This is a genomic window from Micromonospora sp. NBRC 110038 (genome assembly GCF_020884815.1).
GTDB classification, from domain to species: domain Bacteria; phylum Actinomycetota; class Actinomycetes; order Mycobacteriales; family Micromonosporaceae; genus Micromonospora; species Micromonospora haikouensis.
In genome coordinates this window covers 823,147-840,583 of sequence record NZ_BBOL01000002.1, presented here as the reverse complement: position 1 = coordinate 840,583, position 17,437 = coordinate 823,147, and the positions used below count along the sequence as shown (strand labels likewise).

The window sequence follows — 17,437 nt, the reverse complement described above, 5'->3', positions numbered from 1 at the left end:
TTTGGCAAGATCGTGCTCGATCCCGGATCGAGTGGCCTCGGTCCCGGCTCGGAGGCCACTCGATCCCGGATCGAGCACGATCTCGAACGGTGGCCTCCCGCCGGGCCGGGCTCGGCGCGCCGTACGCCGGGTGGGTCTGCCATCCTGGGAGCGATGACGACGACCTGGCGACACCTGCCCGCGCCGGCCCGCGAGATCGCCCGGGCAGCCACCGACGCCGTGGCCGCCGCCCGGGTCCGGGACACCGAGGCGTACGACGAGGCGGTCGACCGGCTCGCCGGGGCGGACCGGTCCGGGCTGGTCCTCGGCGCGGTGGTCCGCCTGCTGCTGGAGGAGACCCACCCCGACGGGCTGGACGGCGACGACGTCCGGCAGGTGCTGGAATCGTGCGTGCGGGGCGCGGCGAGCTGGCGGCCGGACGTCGACCCGCACGTGGTGCTGGTGCTGCTGGCCGGCGCGCTCGGCGTGTACGACCCGGGCGACGACCCCACCCCGCCCGATCCGGCCGCGCTGGCCCGGCACGCGCCGCTGCTCCTCGCCCACCTGCTGACCGCGGACGCTTCGGAAGGGCCTCCGGCTGCGCCGGACCGGCCGCTCGACGGCCTGCTGACCGCCGCGTTCGCCGAGATCCGGCGCACCGAGCTGAACGACTGAGGCGTACGCGTGCTGCTCCGGGACGTCGACACCGGCGACGTCGGCGCGTACCGAAGGATGCTGCTCGACCTCTAAGTCATCCTCGATCATCCGTCATTCGAGGTTTCGCGAAGCGTTCACCTGCGGGTTCTGGTTGTGGGAATGTCGTCTGTGTCTATATACATGGAAGACGATGCATCCCGCCTACCCGGACGGAGCACCATGAACCGCACGCCGCGCATGGCCGCGACCACCCTCGCCGCCGCCCTCGTCGCCACCATCGGCCTGGCCGACCCCGCCTGGGCCGCCAGCTACTCCGCGCCCCTGCAGACCGCCGTCGCGGCCCTGCCGGTGGCCACCGAGATCCGCACCGGCTACAGCCGGGACCTCTTCCCGCACTGGATCGACGCCGACGGCGACGGCTGCAACACCCGCAACGAGGTGCTGCTCGCCGAGGCGGTCTCCGCGCCCACGATCAGCGGAACCTGCACGCTCTCCGGCGGACGCTGGTACTCCTACTACGACAACGCCTACTGGACCGCCACTGGTGACGTCGACATCGACCACATGGTGCCGCTCGCCGAGGCGTGGGACTCCGGCGCCCGCAACTGGTCCACCAGCCGCCGCCAGGCGTACGCCAACGACCTGGGCGACTCCCGCCCGCTGGTCGCGGTGACCGACAACGTCAACCAGTCCAAGGGCGATCAGGACCCGGCCACCTGGATGCCGTCGTACAGCTCCGCCCGCTGCCGCTACGTCAACGAGTGGGTGGCCACCAAGACCCGCTGGCGGCTCACCGTCGACACGGCCGAGAAGGACGCCCTGACGAGCTGGGCCAGCTCCTGCCCCAACGTCACCATCTCGGTGACGTACGCGTACTGAGCCACTGCCGTACGGTCGTGCACCCCGGCAGAACATCATCAGAGTGGCCGGCTCATGACGTCGGCATCTGTGATCGTTTCCGGGTTTCGAAGGCTGCGGCTGTTCGGGCGATCCGAAACAGCCTCGGAGTGCCCTGCCCCTCTGATTCCGAGACAGGGCACTCACTGGTGAGCCGTTACTGCACGAGCTTGTGTAGCCTGCTTGCGACGACCAGGCCGGTCAGAACGAGAGTTACGACGCCGGCAGCGATGCCCAGGGCGATCCCCGCGCCCGTGCCGATCGCTGACCCTGTCTGCATCCCTACGGTCAGACCGGTGACCGTTGCGGCCAGTAGACCCACGCTTGCCGTTACCAGCAAGATCAGTAGGTCTCGCTGGGCCAACAGGTACTGCTCGTGATGGTTGTCGGGCATTAGCCCCCCTTGATGGATCGATGTGTGCATCGTCTCGGACTCCAAGGTCTTTCGCGCCGTGCATGCACCCGTTGGTTACCGCCTGAGAGTGCGACGCTCAAGGCCTTGGCATGTGGTTGAACGACCCGGACCGCCTTTGGCAGCGGCACGGGTCAACCTTTTGGCCTCAAAACCATCTGGCATCCCATGATTTGCAACGTATGCCCGCTTTCGTGGCTTCCGATCTCGGAGTGTGGAAGACGGAAGGATTCTCTTCCGGGACTGCGCAGGTGAGCTGCGGTTCACCTGAAAGGGCTAGAAGCTGGCGAGATCAAGCCGATCCCTTGTCTGATTCTCATCGTTTAAACAGGTGAGAAGTGAGTCGGTTGTCTAGATGGATCGGCGCACGTCTCGGACAGGACGACCCTCTGTTACCGCAGGGGGTCGTTCGTCCCTGGCGAGCGTCCCAGGTTCTCGTGCCAGTGCTGGTGGCCGTGTCGAACCCGCTCGGTCGCAGCATCCGGTGATGAGCCGGTCACGATCCAGATATCACGCGTCCAGTCACCTGTCGGTGGGGGCGGGACACCGTTCGGACGTAGGCGGACAGGTGACCGGTTCCGGGCAGCGATAGAACGCGCACGGCTCGGGTGGTGCCGGCCTTGGGCTGCGTCAGTCGGGGGCTCGTCACCGGTTCCTCACGGAACCGGGGGGTGAGGTGCGGGGCGTGGGCATCGGGCATCCGCCACGCTGAACCGGTACGCGCGCACTCGACCAGCGGAGGTGACCGCCGGGTGCAGGCGTCGTTTGCTGCCTCCCGACCAGCACTGATCGGCAGGCAGGCCGGTCGGATCGGGTGTCATCCGAGGTCATCCGGTGTGCTGGGGGTCGTCCCGGTCCGGTATGGCTGGCTGGGTTGCTGTTCTCCGCTGCTGTACTTCCTCGGCGGTGTCGATGACGTCGCGGGCGGCTGCGGCCACGGTGCATCCCGACGTCCGGCAGATCGGGCAACGCCCGTCGCTGCCGGGTTGGTGGTCGCGGAGGATCTTGCGGGCGGTGAGGGCCAGCCGGTTGCGGATCTGGGCCAGGGAGACGACCGCTTCGTGGGCGTTGCCGAGGTCGAGGGCGGCGGCGACCCGGGCCGTCGACACGGCTGCCTGGGTCCGCCCGTAGGCGCGGAGCGCCTAGCCGAGTTGCACGGTGGCGGCGGCCACCAGGATGGGATCGCCGGTGGCGGTGAGCATGGCCCGGTCGGCGGCCAGCCAGGCAAGCTCGGCCTCACCCAGCTTCGTCAGCAGCGACGCGGTCACCCGGTACGCCTCCACCAGTGTCGCCCGCGCCTGCTCAGGGTCGTCGGCGTGCGCGCGCTGCGCGCCGGCCAACAGCTCCGGGACCATCGCGGTCACCCGCGCGTACCGGGCGTACTGGAAGCTGACCCACGTGTGGGCAGCATCCCGCGCGAGTTGATCCGCCGGCACCACGGCACGGTTGGTGACCGAGTGACCCACCGCGATGTCGTACGTCGACAGGGCCTCCCGGACCTGTTCGACGCCCTCGACCCGCCCGGTCACGTCGGCGGGCTGGGTGTCCCGGCCCAGCAGCACCGCCGCGCCGATCCGCAGCACGGCGGCGATGTCGTGGAGGGTCGAGACCCGGTCGAGGGACCGGACGCCCCGCTCGACCTTGTCCACCCAGCTCTTGGACTTGCCGAGCCGATCGGCGAACACCTGCTGCGACAACTGCCGTCGCCCCCGCCAGTGCGCCACCCGCCGGCCCACCGGCAACAGCTCAAGGCCGTTCACGACGCCACCGCCGGTCGGGCACCGCCCGGGTGGTCTCCTCGGCCGGTATACGTTCCTGCTCGGCCTGCGCCAGGATCCGCCGTCGGGCAGCTTCCCGTTCCGTCTGCTGGATCTGCTCACCCCTGCTGCCCTCGACTGGACCGGTGTCGCCCATTCCCCACCTCCGCTGGTAGGGGCGCGACGGCGTGCTCGTGGAAGGACCAACACCGCCGCGCCCGGCTCCGGGCGGGTCTCGGCGCTCTGGCGTGTTCGCGTCGATCCCGCCCTCGCTCACAGCATTGAGTGATCGGGCGGTTGCTCAAAGGTGTCGGGTGTCCGCTGGGCGGGTCGGCTGTCCTCTGTCAGCCGGCGGGCCGGTATGCCTCGTACACCTCGCGCAGCGCCGACGCCTCTGCCGTGTCGGTCTGCTCGACCCTTCGCAGCACCTCGCGCGCCCGCCACCAGTTCGACGGTGCCACCCGCCCGGAACGGATCGCCTCGGCGGCGACCGCGCTTGCCTCATCGGGCTGATCGGCAGCGACCAAGGCCAGGGCCAGGTCGAGGCGGGCAGACGCGGACCGCCGTGGCCTGTCGCCCCCGTCACCGCGCGGGTCCAACTCCGCCAACGCCACCCGGGCCACCTGCTCGGCAGCCGGGTCACCCGCCCACGACAACGTCGTCGCCGTGTACGCCAGCGCCTTCGTCGGGTCGTACCGGTAGTGGTGCTCGGCTCGCTCCGGCACGGGCAGGTTCGCGGTCAACCGCTCCAGGCGGTCCAGCGCTTCACGGGTCCGCCGCACGTCACCCACCCGGGCCAACCCCCGGCGCCTCCTGCGCCGTCGCCTGGATGTGCGCCGAGCTGCCCCGAGGTGCCAGCTGTTGGGCCTGCTGAGACAGGTCGATAGCCTGCCGATGCTCACCCTGGGTGAGCCGGTCCCACGCCCGGGTCTCCAGACACCACGCCTGAATCTCCGCATGCTCGGCATGTTCGGCGAGCGCCGCAGCAGCGACCAGGTGCGCGCCGGCTGCGGAACGCTGCCGAAGGTCGATGTGCACCGTCGCACGCAGCACGGTCAACCACCCGCCGGCAACGACCAGCCGCCGCCGCTGCACCAGGGTTCCCCGGCCATCCAGCAGCCGGCCCACGTACGCCAGGTGCCGGCGCACCATCGGCAGCAGGTCTGCCGGCGGGGTCGTCGCGTACGCGCTCGCCAGGCCGTCGACGCTGGCCTCGATCCGGGCGAGCGTCTCGGCGCTCACATCGCTGGCCCGCACCCGGGCAAGCAACTCGTCGGCCTCAGCATCATGGTCGACAGGCTGACCAACCAGCCGCGCGAGCGCACCGCCAGCCTGAAGAACCTCATCGAGATGCCGGGCCGTCTCGGGCGTCGGAGCCTTGGCACCCGTCTCCAGATCATGGAGGTGGCTCTTGCCCCGGTGCGCGAGCTGCCCGAGCGCCCGCAGCGACAGGCCCCGGTCGGCACGCAGAGCCCGCATCCGAGCCCCGAAACGCGGATCGACGTGCGACACAACGGCGCTCCCAGCCGGAATGACGAACCCGCTCAGCTTTAGTCAGCGGACAACCACTACTGACGGTACATCGAGACTGATGGAAAGTAGCGACCGCCGCTCGCGGACCCGGCCGGTCACCGCTTGACGACGATTAATGGTGTCCTGTGCGTCCTGGTGCCCCCGACGCCGACGCGAGGGAGTAGCGCTCGCATCCCGGCCGGGCCCTCACCGTGCGCCCCAGGCAACGCCTCCTAGGCGCACTGCTCGACCGCCGCCCAGCCGACGAGGACCCCACACCGACCCCCGTTGGGGGTGCGGACACAGGCTGTCGGCCGCTGCCAACCGGTGGCGGCCCTCGTCAACGAGCAGGTTCCGGACGTTGTCGGTTCGTGTTCCGCGTCGGACCGACCTAGGCGTTGGAGCGGCTCCATACTCTTGTCCCGACGCTAATAAAGCTAGCACGGGCGTAGGACATTCGGTATCGGTCGACAGACTGATTACAAGCTCACCGCAATCTCGCTAGATTCGCCGAGCTAATCAACGGGGGAAGGATCCGAAGTCTGTGCAGGCTCTACAGGGTCAAAAGAACGGTCACGCTTCCAGACGAGGCTCGGCCGACGATCAAGCGCAAAAGCCATCGATGCTGGTCCGACGAGGGCTGATTCCCGATACGCGTTCGCAACGGGTTCTCGCTCTGGCAACGTTCGTCAACATGATCGGCAGCGGCGTCTTTATGGTCAGCGCCGCGCTTTTCTTCACCCGTGTCGTTGGACTTCCATTGGCTCAAGTCGGTCTCGGAATGGGCATCGCGGCTGCCGTTGGCCTTTTTGCTGGCGTGCCGGTCGGGCATCTCGCTGACCGACGAGGGCCACGAGAGATCTATCTCTGGATGCTGGTCATTCAGGGCGCGGCGATGGCGGCGCTGGTACTCGTCCAGTCGTTCTGGTTGGTCTTGGTGGTGCTCTGTATGGGGGAACTCGCTCGCTCAGCGGGGGGTGCGGCGCGCGGTCCGCTGGTTCGCGGAATCGGCGGTGCTGACCTCACCAGATACCGCGCTTATCTACGCTCGATCGCAAATCTCGCCGGAAGCTGCGCCGCCGTGGCTGCTGGCTTCGCCGTGCAGTACGACACACGTCCGGCTTACCTGGCCCTGGTGCTGGGTAATGCGCTCAGTTTCGTGGCCAGTGCCGCCATCATTGCAGCGCTGCCGTCGCTACCGCCCGTGCCCGCGCCGCAAATAGCCAGCCCGTGGGAGGTGCTGAAGGACCGGGCGTATGTTGCCGTCACCGTGCTCGACGGCATCATGTCGATTCACCACCAGGTACTGCTCTTCGCACTGCCACTCTGGATCGTCGGGCACACCGACGCACCCCGATGGCTGATCGGCGGGGCAGCACTGGTCAACACCGCCTTAGTGGTCCTGCTCCAAGTCAGGGCTAGCCGAGGGGTCGATGACAGGGCCACCGCCGGGAAAGCCATGCGGCGTTCGGGCGTGGCGTTCTTCGTCGGCATGGCCGCGATGGCCGCAGCGGCAGGACTTCCCTCACGACTTGCGCTCACAGGCATCGTCGTCGGCATCATCGTCCACACGATCGGTGAACTGTGGCATACGGCCGGCTCGCTGGAACTCCGATTCAGCCTCGCTCCTGCCCACGCCCAAGGGCAGTACATGGGACTGTTCGGGTTCGGGGCCGGCCTGGCGAACGTGATCGCCCCCACCGTACTGGCACTCTTCTGCATCGCCTGGGGAGTCCCTGGTTGGCTCCTGCTCGGCGGGGTGTTCGTCGTGGCGGGTCTGCTGACGCCGTACGTCGTGCGGTGGGCGGAGCAGACGCGCCCGTACGCGAAGCAGCCCGCGTAGCTGGGCTCCCACCGCCACCACCCGGACGCCACCCGCGACGCCCTCAAGCGCCTCGGCGAGAGCCTGCGCTGACCGCTGCTGTACTCCACTGCTGTACAAAGCACCAGAGGGCACATCCTTCGAAAGGATGTGCCCTCTGACCTCTGTCGGGGTGGCCGGATTCGAACCGACGACCTCTTCGTCCCGAACGAAGCGCGCTACCAAGCTGCGCCACACCCCGAGGCGTGCGGACAAATACTAGCCCACCCGCCCCGATGGTCAAACTCGGTACCCCCACCGCCCCGCCGGGCCCCCGGTGCGCCCCCGGCCGATGTCGTAGACGGCTCAGCTCCCTAGCGCTCCGAGCAGCCCTGTCGTCCCGGAGCGGCCGCACCCGGCGGCTTCCGCGCCCGCCCCGACCGCGCCCGCCGCGCCTCCGCGAAGGGCGGCGGGCACGCCCGGGACGGCGGCCCGAGGCGGCGTACGTCACACTCGCCGCCACCCGCAGGGCGGCGGGGAGCGTCAGCGGGGGATCAGGGTGAGGATGCTCGCCTCGGGCCGGCAGGCGAACCGCACCGGGGCGGTCGGATGGGTGCCCAGGCCGGCCGAGACGTGCAGCCAGGCGTCCGACTCCGGCCAGCGGTGCAGGCCCTTCGCCATCGACCGGGGCAGCCCGCAGTTGGTCACCAGCGCCCCGAAGCCCGGCACGCAGACCTGCCCGCCGTGGGTGTGGCCGGCCAGCAGCAGCTCGAAGCCGTCGGCGGCCATCTCGTCGAGCACGGCCGGCTCGGGGGAGTGGGACAGCGCGATCGACAGCTCCGCCGCTGCCGAGACGGGGCCGGCGACGGAGTGGTAGTCGTCCCGCGCGATGTGCGGGTCGTCGACGCCGACCAGCTCGATCAGTCGCCCGCCCGCCTTGAGCGTCGTCCGGGCGTTGTTCAGGTCCGCCCAGCCGGCGCCGGTGAAGACGTCGCGCAGCTCGTCGTACGGCAGCTCGGCGCCCTCGCTGTATTCCCGGTCGGGCAGGAAGTAGCTGAACGGGTTCTTCAGCACCGGCCCGGTGTAGTCGTTCGAGCCGAACACGAAGGCCCCCGGGAAGTCCAGCAGCGGCGCGAGGGCGCGCAGCACGCCGGGCACCGCGCCCGGGTGGGCCATGTTGTCGCCGGTGACGACGACGAGGTCCGGGTCGAGCGCGGCCAGCGACGCCACCCAGTCCTGCTTGCGCCGCTGTTCGGGCATCATGTGCAGGTCCGACAGGTGCAGCACGCGCAGCGGCTCGGTGTCGGCCGGCAGCACCGGCACGTCGAACCGGCGCAGGGTGAACAGGTTGCGCTCGACGAGTGACGCGTACGCCAGGGTTGCCGCCCCGGCCGCGACGGTGCCCACGCCGAGTCGGAATAGTGTGCGCTTTCGCATGCCGTTCAGGGTAGTTTCACCGGTCATGAGCACGCTGAAGGACCGCCTCACCGCCGACATGCGCGCCGCCCTGAAGGCGCGCGACGAGCTGACCACCTCCACCCTGCGGATGGCCTTGGCGGCCGTCGGCACGGCCGAGGTCGCCGGCAAGGCCAAGCGCGAGCTCACCGACGACGAGGTGCTCGCGGTGCTGACCAAGGAGGCGAAGAAGCGGCGCGAGGCCGCGACCGCCTTCGCGGACGCCGGGCGCGCCGAGCAGGCCGCGAAGGAGAGCGCCGAGGGCGAGGTGCTGGACCGGTACCTGCCGAAGCAGCTCTCCGACGACGAGCTGGCCGAGCTGGTCGCGGGGGCGCTCGCCGCCGGCGGCTTCACCGGCAAGGCGCAGATGGGCCCGGCGATGAAGGCGGCCCAGGCCGCGGTGGCCGGCCGGGCCGAGGGGGGCCGGGTGGCCGCCGAGGTACGCCGCCAGCTCGGCCTCTGACGCGGGTGCCGGCGAGCGGGGAAACCGGCGGGGCAGGCCGTCCCCTCCGTCGGCGACGGCGTCTGACGCGCCTGGCTGGCGTGGGCGTCGTCGGCCTGCTGCTGGTCAGCGGCCCGTGGCTCTGGACGAAGATCGCCGCGCACGGCCACGTGCACGGCGAGGCCGACGCGCCGTCCGCCGACGTCGTCATCGTGCTGGGCACCGAGGTGGCGGCCGACCGGCGTCGTCCCGCCGACCGGCTGGCCGGTCGCCTGGAGACCGCTGCCGCGCTCGTGCGCGACGGGCGGGCCCGAGTGGTCCTCGTGTCCGGCGACGGTGGCGGCGCGTCCGGCGACGAGCCGACGGTGATGACGTCGTACCTGGTCGAGCTCGGCGTGGATCCCGGGCGGGTGGTGGCCGACCCGTTCGGGCTGGACACCTACGACAGCTGCGCCCGGGCCCGCGAGGTGTACGGGGTGACCCGGGCGCTGATCGTCACCCAGTCCTACCACCTGTCGCGGGCGGTGACGTTGTGCCGCGGTCTCGGCGTCGACGTGGACGGGGTGGCCGCCCGGTGTGCGGGCTGCCCGGCGGCCCTGCTCGCCGAAAAGGCGGTCCGTGACTACTTCGCCAGCGGGAAGGCGGCGTGGGACGCGGTCAGCGGGCGGCCGCCGGCGGTCCGCTCACCCGTCGACCCCGCCGTCCGGGACGCGCTGGCGCTCGGCTGACCGCCCGGCAGGCGGGCCAACGAGAACGGGCGGGCACCCCGGTTGAGGGGTGCCCGCCCGTCGTCACACGGGGTGCGGGTGCGGCCCGGTCAGCCGTTGCGACCCGGTCGGCCGCCCTGGCCGGGTGGGTTGCCCGGGCCGGGCCCGCCACCGGTGCCGCCGTTGGCCGGCGGGCTGGCGGGGGTGCCGCCGCTGCCGCTGCTGACCTCGATGACCACCACGCCGCCCTTGATGGTGCGCCCGTTCGGGCTGGTGCCGGCGGCCTGGCCGGCCGCGCAGCTCGACGGCACCTTGGCCGAGGAGACCACCGGGTCGAAGCCGGCGCCCCGCAGCCGGTCCTTCGCGGTTTCGACGTCCACGCACTTCACGTCGGGGATCGACCGCTGGTCACCCTCCATGATCTTGCCGCTGGGCGGGGTGAACTCGATGCCCTTCTTGCCCTTCATGGCGTCGCGCAGCGTCTCGTACACCGGGGGGTTGATGCCCGTCGGGGTGTCGTGGCCCATCTGCTGGTTGGTCTGCGGCCAGTCCGGGTCGGCCATGATGCCGGCGACCGAGTACTGCTTGGTCATCGCGACCAGCGACGAGGTCTTCTCCGAGTCGGTGGTGCCGGACTTGCCGGCCACCGGCTTGCCGACGATGCCCCGAACGTTGGGAGCGGTGGCACCGGTGCACTTGGAGGTGGACGACCGGTCGCCGACCGGGCAGCGGGCCGCGTCCACGGCCGCGCGGGCGACCTGGGTGCTGATCCGCTGCTCGCAGCGCGGGTTGGCGACGTCGAGCTTCTTGCCGTCCGGGCCCTTGATCTCCTGCACCGGGATCGGCTCGCAGTACTTACCGTCGGCCGCGAGGGTCGCGTACGCGTTGGCCAGGTCCAGCGGGGTGGTGGCCGACACGCCGAGGGTGAACGCGCCCCACTGGTGCGCCGCCTCCTTGTTGTTGGCGAAGTCCGCGTCCTCGGTCGAGCGGAACTGGATGCCCAGCTTCTGCGCCGCCTTGACCACGTTCTCCGCGCCGACCTGCTGCTGGAGCGGGACGAAGTAGGTGTTCACCGAGCGGCCGAACGCGCTCCACATGTTGTGCACGCCGGCCATCGACTCGACGGAGTTGGTCGGGCAGTAGTAAGGGCCCTGGCAGGCGGCCGGGCTGCTGGGACTGATGATGTATTCCGACTTGAACTGCTTCGGCGAGTTGATCGTGTAGCTGAGCGGGATGCCCTTCTCCAGCGCGGCCACGATCGTGAAGATCTTGAACGTCGAGCCGGCCTGGTATCCCTTGATGTCGCCGCCGCCGGAGAGCAGCGGGTTCACCGTGTTGGGGTAGTTGCCCCGGATGCCCTTGCTGCGCTTGCGCGGGTCGCTGTTCAGCTTGTTCTGCGGCTTCTTCGGATCGTCGATCTTGAAGTTGCGGTTCACCGAGAGCGCGCGGACCCGGCCGGTGCCCGGCTCGACGACCGCGACCATCCGGGCCGCCTTGCTGTTGACGCCCAGGTTCTTGCGGACCGCCTTGTCGGCGCCGTTCTGCGCCTGCGCGTCGAGGCTGGTGACGATCGTGTAGCCGCCGCTCTTGAGCCGCCGCTCCCGGTCGTACGAGGTCGAGCCGAACGTCTCCTGCTGCATCCACCAGCGGTAGAAGTAGTCGCAGAAGAAGCCCCACTCCTTCTTGTTGGTGGCGACGCAGCCGTTCGGGGTGGTCTTGTCCTTGATCACCATCTTGGTGGCCTTGGCCGCGTCACCCTCCTGCTGGGTGATCGCGCCGATCTTGACCATGTTGTCGATCACGTAGTTGCGCCGGTCCAGGGCGAGCGGGTACCCGGTCTTGGTGGTCGGGTCGTTCGTGCTCGGGGCCTTCACCATGCCGGCGAGCATGGCCGCTTCCTCGATCTTGAGCTTGCTCGGCGGCTTGCCGAAGTAGACCTGGCTGGCGGCGTAGATGCCGTACGCGCCGTTGCCGAAGGAGGCGAGGTTGAGATAGCGGGTGAGGATCTCGTCCTTGGAGAACTCCTTGTCGACCTGGAGGGCCAGCCGCATCTCGCGCAGCTTGCGGGCGCTGGTGTCCTCGGTCGCGGCGACGACGTCGGCCGGGTGGGTGGCCGAGTAGGCGATGGCCAGCCGGACGTACTGCATCGTCAGCGTCGACGCGCCCTGCTGGGAGTTCGCGCCGGACTGGTTGTTGACGAACGCCCGGGCGACGCCGTTGAGGTCGACGCCGTTGTGCTTGTAGAAGTCGTGATCCTCGGCGGCGATGATCGCCTTCGGCATGTACGGCGACATGTCGCCGAACTTCACGTCGCGCCGGTTCTCGTCGTACATGGTCGCGAGCGGCGTCTTGGCGTCGGAGGCGAGCAGGTAGCTGATCTGCGGCGCGCGGCCCACCGTCAGCTCCTTGGGCAGCGCCCCGAAGGTCTCAGCGCCGGCCTTGGCGGCCAGCCCGGACATCGCCACCGCGGGGAAGGCCGCCGCCGCGACCACCACGCCGGCCAGCAGGCCACAGACGAGCAGCGATGCGGCGTTGGTCAGCACATTATGGTCACGTTTCCGCATCCAGGTCACCTCGACAGGGTACGCGAGTAGGGAACGAGGGGCGCTGGGGCGTCTTTTCCCCATTTCCTGCGCGCGCCGACCTCGTTGTGCTAAACGCACGAGCCCTGGTGCGGGGTTGCGCGGATCCGCGATGAGTCTCCACCGATCGGAGGAGCGGCGCAGCGTTTTCACGTACTGCGGTCGGGTAGACGGGGGCCGAAGGCCCGGGAAGCCGGGAGTGTCCGTAATGATGGATTTTGCCGACAACGTTGCGTAATCATCCAACTACAGAGCATGATGGTTGGGGTGACAGCCACACGTCGTCCGTGCCGCCCTGGGGAGGCCGGCCGGACGACCGGGGGGATTCGACGGCTGGTCGCGCGAAGTCGGTAGGTACTGCAAGGGGGGACGTGTACACATGGGCATGATCACTGACTGGCCGTCACTGGCGGCGTGTCAGAACGGGGACCCGGACGCGCTGTTCGTACAGGGCGCTGAACAGAACGTGGCGAAGCGGATCTGCCGGAGCTGCCCAGTTCGGTACGAGTGCCTGGCCGACGCGCTCGACAACCGGATCGAGTTCGGGGTCTGGGGCGGCATGACCGAGCGGGAACGCCGGGCCCTGCTGCGCCGGCACCCCCAGGTCGCCAGCTGGCGGAAGATGTTCGAGGCGGCCATGAAGAAGAACGCGAAGGACAAGTCCGGCAAGGACAAGGTCCTCGTCCCGACCGGCTGACGGCCGGTCAGGCAGGCCAGGGCCGGCCGATCGCGGGCCGGCTCACGGCCGGCTGATCGCCGCGCCGATCGTCCGCAGCCCGTCGACGTCGTGCACGTCGGCGGGCTGCGCCGTCACCGACACCGCCGGCACCTGCGGGAACGCCTCGGTGAACCGGGCCGCCACCCGCTGCTCGCGCTGCGCCTGCTGGACCAGCGCGGCGTGCGCCCGCAGCACGTCGACCGTGCCGTCGTGCCCGCCGGCCTCGGCCAGCCGCTGCGCGGCGGCCAGGCACGCCTCGGCGTCCAGCGCCGGCACCGTCGGCTCGTGCACCCGGTTGAGCACCAGCCCGGCCAGCGGCATCCGCTCGGAGTGCAGCCGACCGGCGAAGTAGGCCGCCTCCCGGACCGCGTCGGGCTCCGGGGCCGCGACCAGCAGGAAGGCCGTCTCCCGCGCCTGGAGGATCCGGTACGTCTGCTCGGCCCGCTGCCGGAAGCCGCCGAACATCGAGTCCAGCGCCGCCACGAAGCCGGACAGGTCGGTGAGCAGCTGCGCGCCGAGCACCTTCTGCACCACCTTCGAGAACATCCCGAAGCTCGCGGTGACGAGGCTGAACATGCTGCGGCCCCCGCTGCGCGCCGGAGCCAGCAGCAGCCGCAGCATCCGGCCGTCGAGGAACCGGGAGAGCCGGGCCGGGGCGTCCAGGAAGTCCAGCGCCGAGCGGGACGGCGGGGTGTCCACCACGATCAGGTCCCACTCGCCCCGGGCGTGCAGCTGGCCCAGCTTCTCCATCGCCATGTATTCCTGCGTGCCGGCGAACGTCGAGCTCATCGCCTGGTAGAACGGGTTGGCGAAGATCTCCTGCGCCTTCGCCGGGTCGGTGTGCTGGAGCACCACGTCGTCGAACGTGCGCTTCATGTCCAGCATCATGGCGTGCAGCTCGCCGCCGCTGGCCTCCACGTCGATGCCCTTGACCTGGCGGGGCGTGTTGTCCAGCTCGGTCAGGCCCAGCGACTGGGCCAGCCGGCGGGCCGGGTCGATGGTGAGCACCACCGTGCGCCGGCCGTGCTGCTCGGCGGCGCGCAACGCGAGCGCGGCGGCGGTGGTCGTCTTGCCCACCCCGCCCGCCCCGCAGCACACCACGATCCGCACGCCCGGGTCGGCGAGGATCTGGTCGACGTCCAGCTGCGGCGCCGCGGCTTCGGAAGGCACCAATCGAGCGTATCGGGCTGAGCGCGGTCTCCGCGCCGTGCCGGCCGCCAGTGTGAGTCAATCCGCCCGCACGAGCGCCCGGGACAGCTCCGCCAGCCCCGCCCGGTCCACCCCTTCGGGCAGCAGCGGCAGCTCGGTCAGGGGCAGCCCCAGCTCGGCCAGGTCGCCGCGCAGCGAGTCCTCCAGCTCCCGGCGGACCCGCTGGTCCCGGGCCTCGGCGGCGAGCCCGGCGACGGTGTCCCGGTCGGCCGGCAGCCCGGCGGCGAGCAGGCCGCGCCGCAGCTCGGCGGCGGTCACCGGCCGGCCGGCGGGCAGCGGGGGACGGGCCGCGTTGACGATCACCCGCCCCACCGGGAAGCCGAGCTGGGTCAGCTCGGCGACGGCGTCCACCGTCTCCTGGACCGGCATCTCCTCCAGCAGCGTCACCACGTGCACCGCGGTCATCGGGGAGCGCAGCAGCGCGGCGACCCCCTCGCTCTGGGTCTTGATCGGGCCGACCTTGGCGAGCCGGGCCGTCTCCGCCGTGACGTTGAGGAACCGGCCGATCCGCCCGGTCGGTGGGGCGTCCAGCACCACCGCGTCGTACGCCCGGCGTTGGCCGGCCTTGCGGGTCGTCGCCTCCTTGACCTTGCCGGTGAGCAGCACGTCCCGCAGGCCGGGGGCGATGGTGGTGGCGAAGTCGATCGCGCCGAGCTTGCGCAGCGCCCGGCCGGCCGCGCCGAGCTTGTAGAACATGTCGAGGTATTCCAGCAGGGCCTCCTCGGCGTCCACCGCGAGGGCCCGCACCTCCCCGCCGCCGGGGGCGTCGGTGAGGTGCCGCTCGGCGTACGGCAGCGGTTCGGTGCCGAAGAGCTGGGCGATGCCCTGCCGCCCCTCGACCTCGACCAGCAGGGTGCGCCGGCCGTCGGCGGCCAGCGCCAGGGCCAGCGCCGCCGCCACGCTGGTCTTGCCGGTGCCGCCCTTGCCGGTCACGACGTTCAGGCGCGCCGGCCACTGCGTGGGGGCCGGGTCGGCCGGCCGCTCAGCTGCTCGCACCCGTCGAGCCTATCCACCCGGCCGGTGCCCCTCGGTCGGGTCGTCCGGTCAGGCGATCTCGCAGACCCACCAGCCGGTCTTCTGCACCACCGTGAAGCGGAGGTCCTGGTCGGCGACCTTCTCGTCGGAGGTCGTCATGGTCACCCTGGTGGTGACGGTGGCCCGGTCGCCGGTCTGGTTGTCCACCTTCGGGCTGGTCCAGCGGAACCGGGCGTCGGAGTACTGCTCGGCGTACCGCTTCAGCTCCGTGACCTTGGCGGTGATCTTCCGGTCGTCGCGGGCGGCGGCGCAGACGTAGCCGGCCGCCTTGCGGGCGTCCCGCTCCCGGTAGACGGCGGTGAGGAAGTTTTCCACGGCGACCGCCGGCTCCTTCGCGCCCTCGCCGCTCTCCGTGCTGCGCAGGGTGAAGAACGCGGCGGCACCGCCACCGCCGCAGAGCAGCAGCGCCAGGACCGCCACGATCGAGGCGACGAGCACGCCCCGCCGCTGCTTCGGCGCGACCGGGGCATGGTAGGGCGGGTATCCCGGTGGGGGCGGCGGGATCGCGCCTGCCCCCGGGCCCGACGGGCCGCCGAAGGGGGTGGGCTGGGCCGTCGGGGCGCCGAACGGCGCGGGTCCGGCCGGGGCGCCGAACGGGCCGGTGCCGGCCGGGGCGGGGGAGACCGGCCCGACGGGTGGGCCGGGCGTGTGGTCGCCGGAGGGCGGACCGCTGGGCGATCCGGTGGCGCCGCCGTTGGGCGGTTGGGTCATGTCGGTCCCCCGGGGGTGCGGCGCGTCGTCGTCCCGGTGGGACGCGAGCGCTGGTCGAGCGAAGGCGGGTGCGGAGGCGGCCGGGCCCGCGTGACCCGTCCGACGGGAAGGGTAACGGTGAACCCGGCCCAGGGTGGGGCCCCGGGCGGCCCGACCGACACGTCGATCACGGAAGCACGTTCGGCGCCATCCAGTACCGGACCGCAATCTGTCGCATATGTGACTTTCGGTGCCTGATCATGCGCGTCCCGTTGTCCCTGTCCGAAAACGGTCCTACGTTCGTGCCGACGCGGGGGCGGATCGGCGGATGGCCCGAGCCGGATGGTGACGACGTGATCAGGTGCGAGGCCCGGAGGCAGTAATGCGCGACACCGACAACATCTCCCGAGCCCAGTTCCCGCCGCAGACCGGTTGCGCCCGGCGCGCCGGGGCCGGCCCCGCCGGCGAGGACGGCCCGGTCACCGGCCTGCCGTTCAACGAGCGTTCCTACCGCCGGCTCACCGACCCGGGGGAGATGCTGCGCACGCTCAGCCGGCCCGCCGAGCGCCCCCGCGACGAGGAGGAGACCGGCTACGTCATCCACCTGCCGATCCGGGTGCCCGACCTGGCGACGGCGACCGCGCTGGCCGGGCGCGTGGCGGTCTCGCTCGGCTTCCTGCCCGAGCTGGACGCCGGGGAGACCACCGTCTCGACGGCCGACGACCAGAACAACCGGCACCGGGTCTTCTGCGACCTGCTGCTGCCGGACCGGTCGCGCTGCCCCCAGCGGTACGACCACGAGGGCCCCTGTGGCGAGCCGCCGATCGCCCCGGAGCAGCGTCCCGCGCCGGGCGGTCCCGCCGGATCGTAGGCTGGGGGCCGAAACAGTCGCCGCCTCCTAGGGAGCCCCGCACCGATGCAGAAGTGGGAATACTCGACCGTCCCGCTGCTGGTCCACGCGACCAAGCAGATCCTCGACAACTGGGGCGAGGACGGCTGGGAACTCGTCTCCGTGGTCCCCGGCCCCAACCCGGAGCAGCTCGTCGCGTACCTCAAGCGGCCGAAGGCGTGAGCGGCGTGGGCAACGGGCCGCACGCGAAGCTCGCCGAGCTCGGGTTGACGCTGCCCGAGGTGGTGCCCCCGGTGGCCAGCTACGTGCCGGCCGTGCAGTCCGGGCAGCACGTCTTCGTCTCCGGTCAGCTCCCGATGGCCGACGGCAAGCTGCTGGCCACCGGCAAGGTCGGCGCGGGGGTCTCCGCCGAGCAGGCCAAGGACCTGGCGCAGCGGTGCGCGCTGAACGGCCTCGCCGCCATCGACGCGCTGGTCGGCCTGGAGAACGTGGTCAAGGTCGTCAAGGTGACCGGCTTCGTGGCGAGCGCCCCCGGTTTCACCGGCCAGCCCGGCGTGATCAACGGCGCGTCCGACCTGTTCGGCGCGGTCTTCGGTGAGGCGGGCCGGCACGCTCGTTCCGCGGTGGGCGTCTCGGAACTCCCGCTGGACGCCCCGGTAGAGGTCGAGCTGATCGTCGAGGTCGCCTGACCCGCACCCCACCCCCGCGATCTTGCACTTCGGGCCCTGGGCGAA

General features: G+C 71.0%; 17 protein-coding genes, 1 tRNA gene and 1 pseudogene. 9 read left to right on the top strand and 10 right to left on the bottom strand.

What is annotated here, in order from left to right:
* Positions 1–153: 153 nt before the first annotated feature.
* Entirely contained in the window at positions 154–654 is a 501-nt protein-coding gene (locus tag LPU61_RS11505; RefSeq protein ID WP_229404880.1) for a hypothetical protein, read from the top strand.
* Between the two features lie 201 nt (positions 655–855).
* Complete coding sequence (locus LPU61_RS11500; protein WP_229404879.1) at positions 856–1,515, top strand: HNH endonuclease family protein; 660 nt, start codon at positions 856–858, stop codon at positions 1,513–1,515.
* Between the two features lie 175 nt (positions 1,516–1,690).
* Here LPU61_RS11500 and LPU61_RS11495 read toward each other — a convergent pair whose 3' ends face one another.
* The 4 genes and pseudogenes from LPU61_RS11495 to LPU61_RS11480 all read right to left on the bottom strand — a co-directional run bounded on the left by LPU61_RS11495 (position 1,691) and on the right by LPU61_RS11480 (position 5,181).
* On the bottom strand, positions 1,691–1,927 hold the full coding sequence (locus LPU61_RS11495) for a hypothetical protein (protein WP_043964908.1): 237 nt from the start codon (positions 1,925–1,927) through the stop codon (positions 1,691–1,693).
* 845 nt (positions 1,928–2,772) lie between these two features.
* The gene (locus LPU61_RS11490; protein ID WP_229404878.1) at positions 2,773–3,054 is read right to left on the bottom strand and encodes a hypothetical protein; all 282 of its coding nucleotides are present in this window, start codon (positions 3,052–3,054) and stop codon (positions 2,773–2,775) included.
* A gap of 33 nt (positions 3,055–3,087) precedes the next feature.
* The gene (locus LPU61_RS11485; RefSeq protein WP_229404877.1) at positions 3,088–3,705 is read right to left on the bottom strand and encodes a helix-turn-helix domain-containing protein; all 618 of its coding nucleotides are present in this window, start codon (positions 3,703–3,705) and stop codon (positions 3,088–3,090) included.
* A 270-nt stretch (positions 3,706–3,975) separates the two neighbouring features.
* Positions 3,976–5,181, bottom strand: a pseudogene (locus LPU61_RS11480) (helix-turn-helix domain-containing protein).
* Between the two features lie 577 nt (positions 5,182–5,758).
* On the opposite strand from LPU61_RS11480, the gene LPU61_RS11475 reads away from it, so the two are divergent.
* Positions 5,759–7,057 carry an MFS transporter gene (locus LPU61_RS11475; protein WP_229404876.1) on the top strand — a complete coding sequence of 433 codons (1,299 nt, stop codon included), beginning with the start codon at positions 5,759–5,761 and terminating at the stop codon, positions 7,055–7,057.
* A gap of 146 nt (positions 7,058–7,203) precedes the next feature.
* Here the strand turns inward: LPU61_RS11475 and LPU61_RS11470 are convergent.
* Together LPU61_RS11470 and LPU61_RS11465 are read right to left on the bottom strand one after the other, a co-directional pair.
* Positions 7,204–7,277 (bottom strand) — tRNA-Pro (locus LPU61_RS11470).
* A 281-nt stretch (positions 7,278–7,558) separates the two neighbouring features.
* Positions 7,559–8,452, bottom strand: coding sequence for a metallophosphoesterase (locus tag LPU61_RS11465; protein WP_229404875.1), 894 nt, complete (start codon positions 8,450–8,452; stop codon positions 7,559–7,561).
* A 25-nt stretch (positions 8,453–8,477) separates the two neighbouring features.
* On the opposite strand from LPU61_RS11465, the gene LPU61_RS11460 reads away from it, so the two are divergent.
* Together LPU61_RS11460 and LPU61_RS11455 are read left to right on the top strand one after the other, a co-directional pair.
* Positions 8,478–8,933 carry a GatB/YqeY domain-containing protein gene (locus LPU61_RS11460; protein ID WP_074472220.1) on the top strand — a complete coding sequence of 152 codons (456 nt, stop codon included), beginning with the start codon at positions 8,478–8,480 and terminating at the stop codon, positions 8,931–8,933.
* Positions 8,934–9,013: 80 nt separating this feature from the next.
* Entirely contained in the window at positions 9,014–9,640 is a 627-nt protein-coding gene (locus LPU61_RS11455; protein WP_229404874.1) for a vancomycin high temperature exclusion protein, read from the top strand.
* 89 nt (positions 9,641–9,729) lie between these two features.
* Here the strand turns inward: LPU61_RS11455 and LPU61_RS11450 are convergent, their stop codons facing one another.
* Positions 9,730–12,183: a transglycosylase domain-containing protein gene (locus tag LPU61_RS11450; RefSeq protein ID WP_229404873.1), complete on the bottom strand. Its 2,454-nt coding sequence runs from the start codon at positions 12,181–12,183 to the stop codon at positions 9,730–9,732.
* Positions 12,184–12,580: 397 nt separating this feature from the next.
* Between LPU61_RS11450 and LPU61_RS11445 the strand changes: the two genes are divergently transcribed.
* The gene (locus LPU61_RS11445; RefSeq protein WP_043964926.1) at positions 12,581–12,898 is read left to right on the top strand and encodes a WhiB family transcriptional regulator; all 318 of its coding nucleotides are present in this window, start codon (positions 12,581–12,583) and stop codon (positions 12,896–12,898) included.
* A gap of 42 nt (positions 12,899–12,940) precedes the next feature.
* Here LPU61_RS11445 and LPU61_RS11440 read toward each other — a convergent pair whose 3' ends face one another.
* Genes LPU61_RS11440 through LPU61_RS11430 form a run of 3 tightly spaced genes read right to left on the bottom strand, consistent with a single transcriptional unit; the run spans position 12,941 to position 15,874 of the window.
* The gene (locus LPU61_RS11440; protein ID WP_176734170.1) at positions 12,941–14,092 is read right to left on the bottom strand and encodes an ArsA-related P-loop ATPase; all 1,152 of its coding nucleotides are present in this window, start codon (positions 14,090–14,092) and stop codon (positions 12,941–12,943) included.
* Between the two features lie 54 nt (positions 14,093–14,146).
* On the bottom strand, positions 14,147–15,124 hold the full coding sequence (locus tag LPU61_RS11435) for an ArsA-related P-loop ATPase (RefSeq protein ID WP_043964930.1): 978 nt from the start codon (positions 15,122–15,124) through the stop codon (positions 14,147–14,149).
* 48 nt (positions 15,125–15,172) lie between these two features.
* Positions 15,173–15,874 (bottom strand): hypothetical protein, encoded by a 702-nt coding sequence (locus LPU61_RS11430; protein WP_043964932.1) that lies wholly within the window; start codon positions 15,872–15,874, stop codon positions 15,173–15,175.
* Positions 15,875–16,235: 361 nt separating this feature from the next.
* On the opposite strand from LPU61_RS11430, the gene LPU61_RS11425 reads away from it, so the two are divergent.
* From LPU61_RS11425 to LPU61_RS11415, 3 genes are read left to right on the top strand one after another with little or no spacing between them, the layout of a single operon-like run.
* Positions 16,236–16,724, top strand: a complete 489-nt coding sequence (locus LPU61_RS11425) for a hypothetical protein (RefSeq protein WP_043964934.1) — start codon at positions 16,236–16,238, stop codon at positions 16,722–16,724.
* Positions 16,725–16,769: 45 nt separating this feature from the next.
* Positions 16,770–16,925 (top strand): DUF4177 domain-containing protein, encoded by a 156-nt coding sequence (locus LPU61_RS11420; protein ID WP_018222171.1) that lies wholly within the window; start codon positions 16,770–16,772, stop codon positions 16,923–16,925.
* Between the two features lie 5 nt (positions 16,926–16,930).
* Complete coding sequence (locus LPU61_RS11415; protein ID WP_229404872.1) at positions 16,931–17,392, top strand: RidA family protein; 462 nt, start codon at positions 16,931–16,933, stop codon at positions 17,390–17,392.
* Positions 17,393–17,437: the final 45 nt, after the last annotated feature.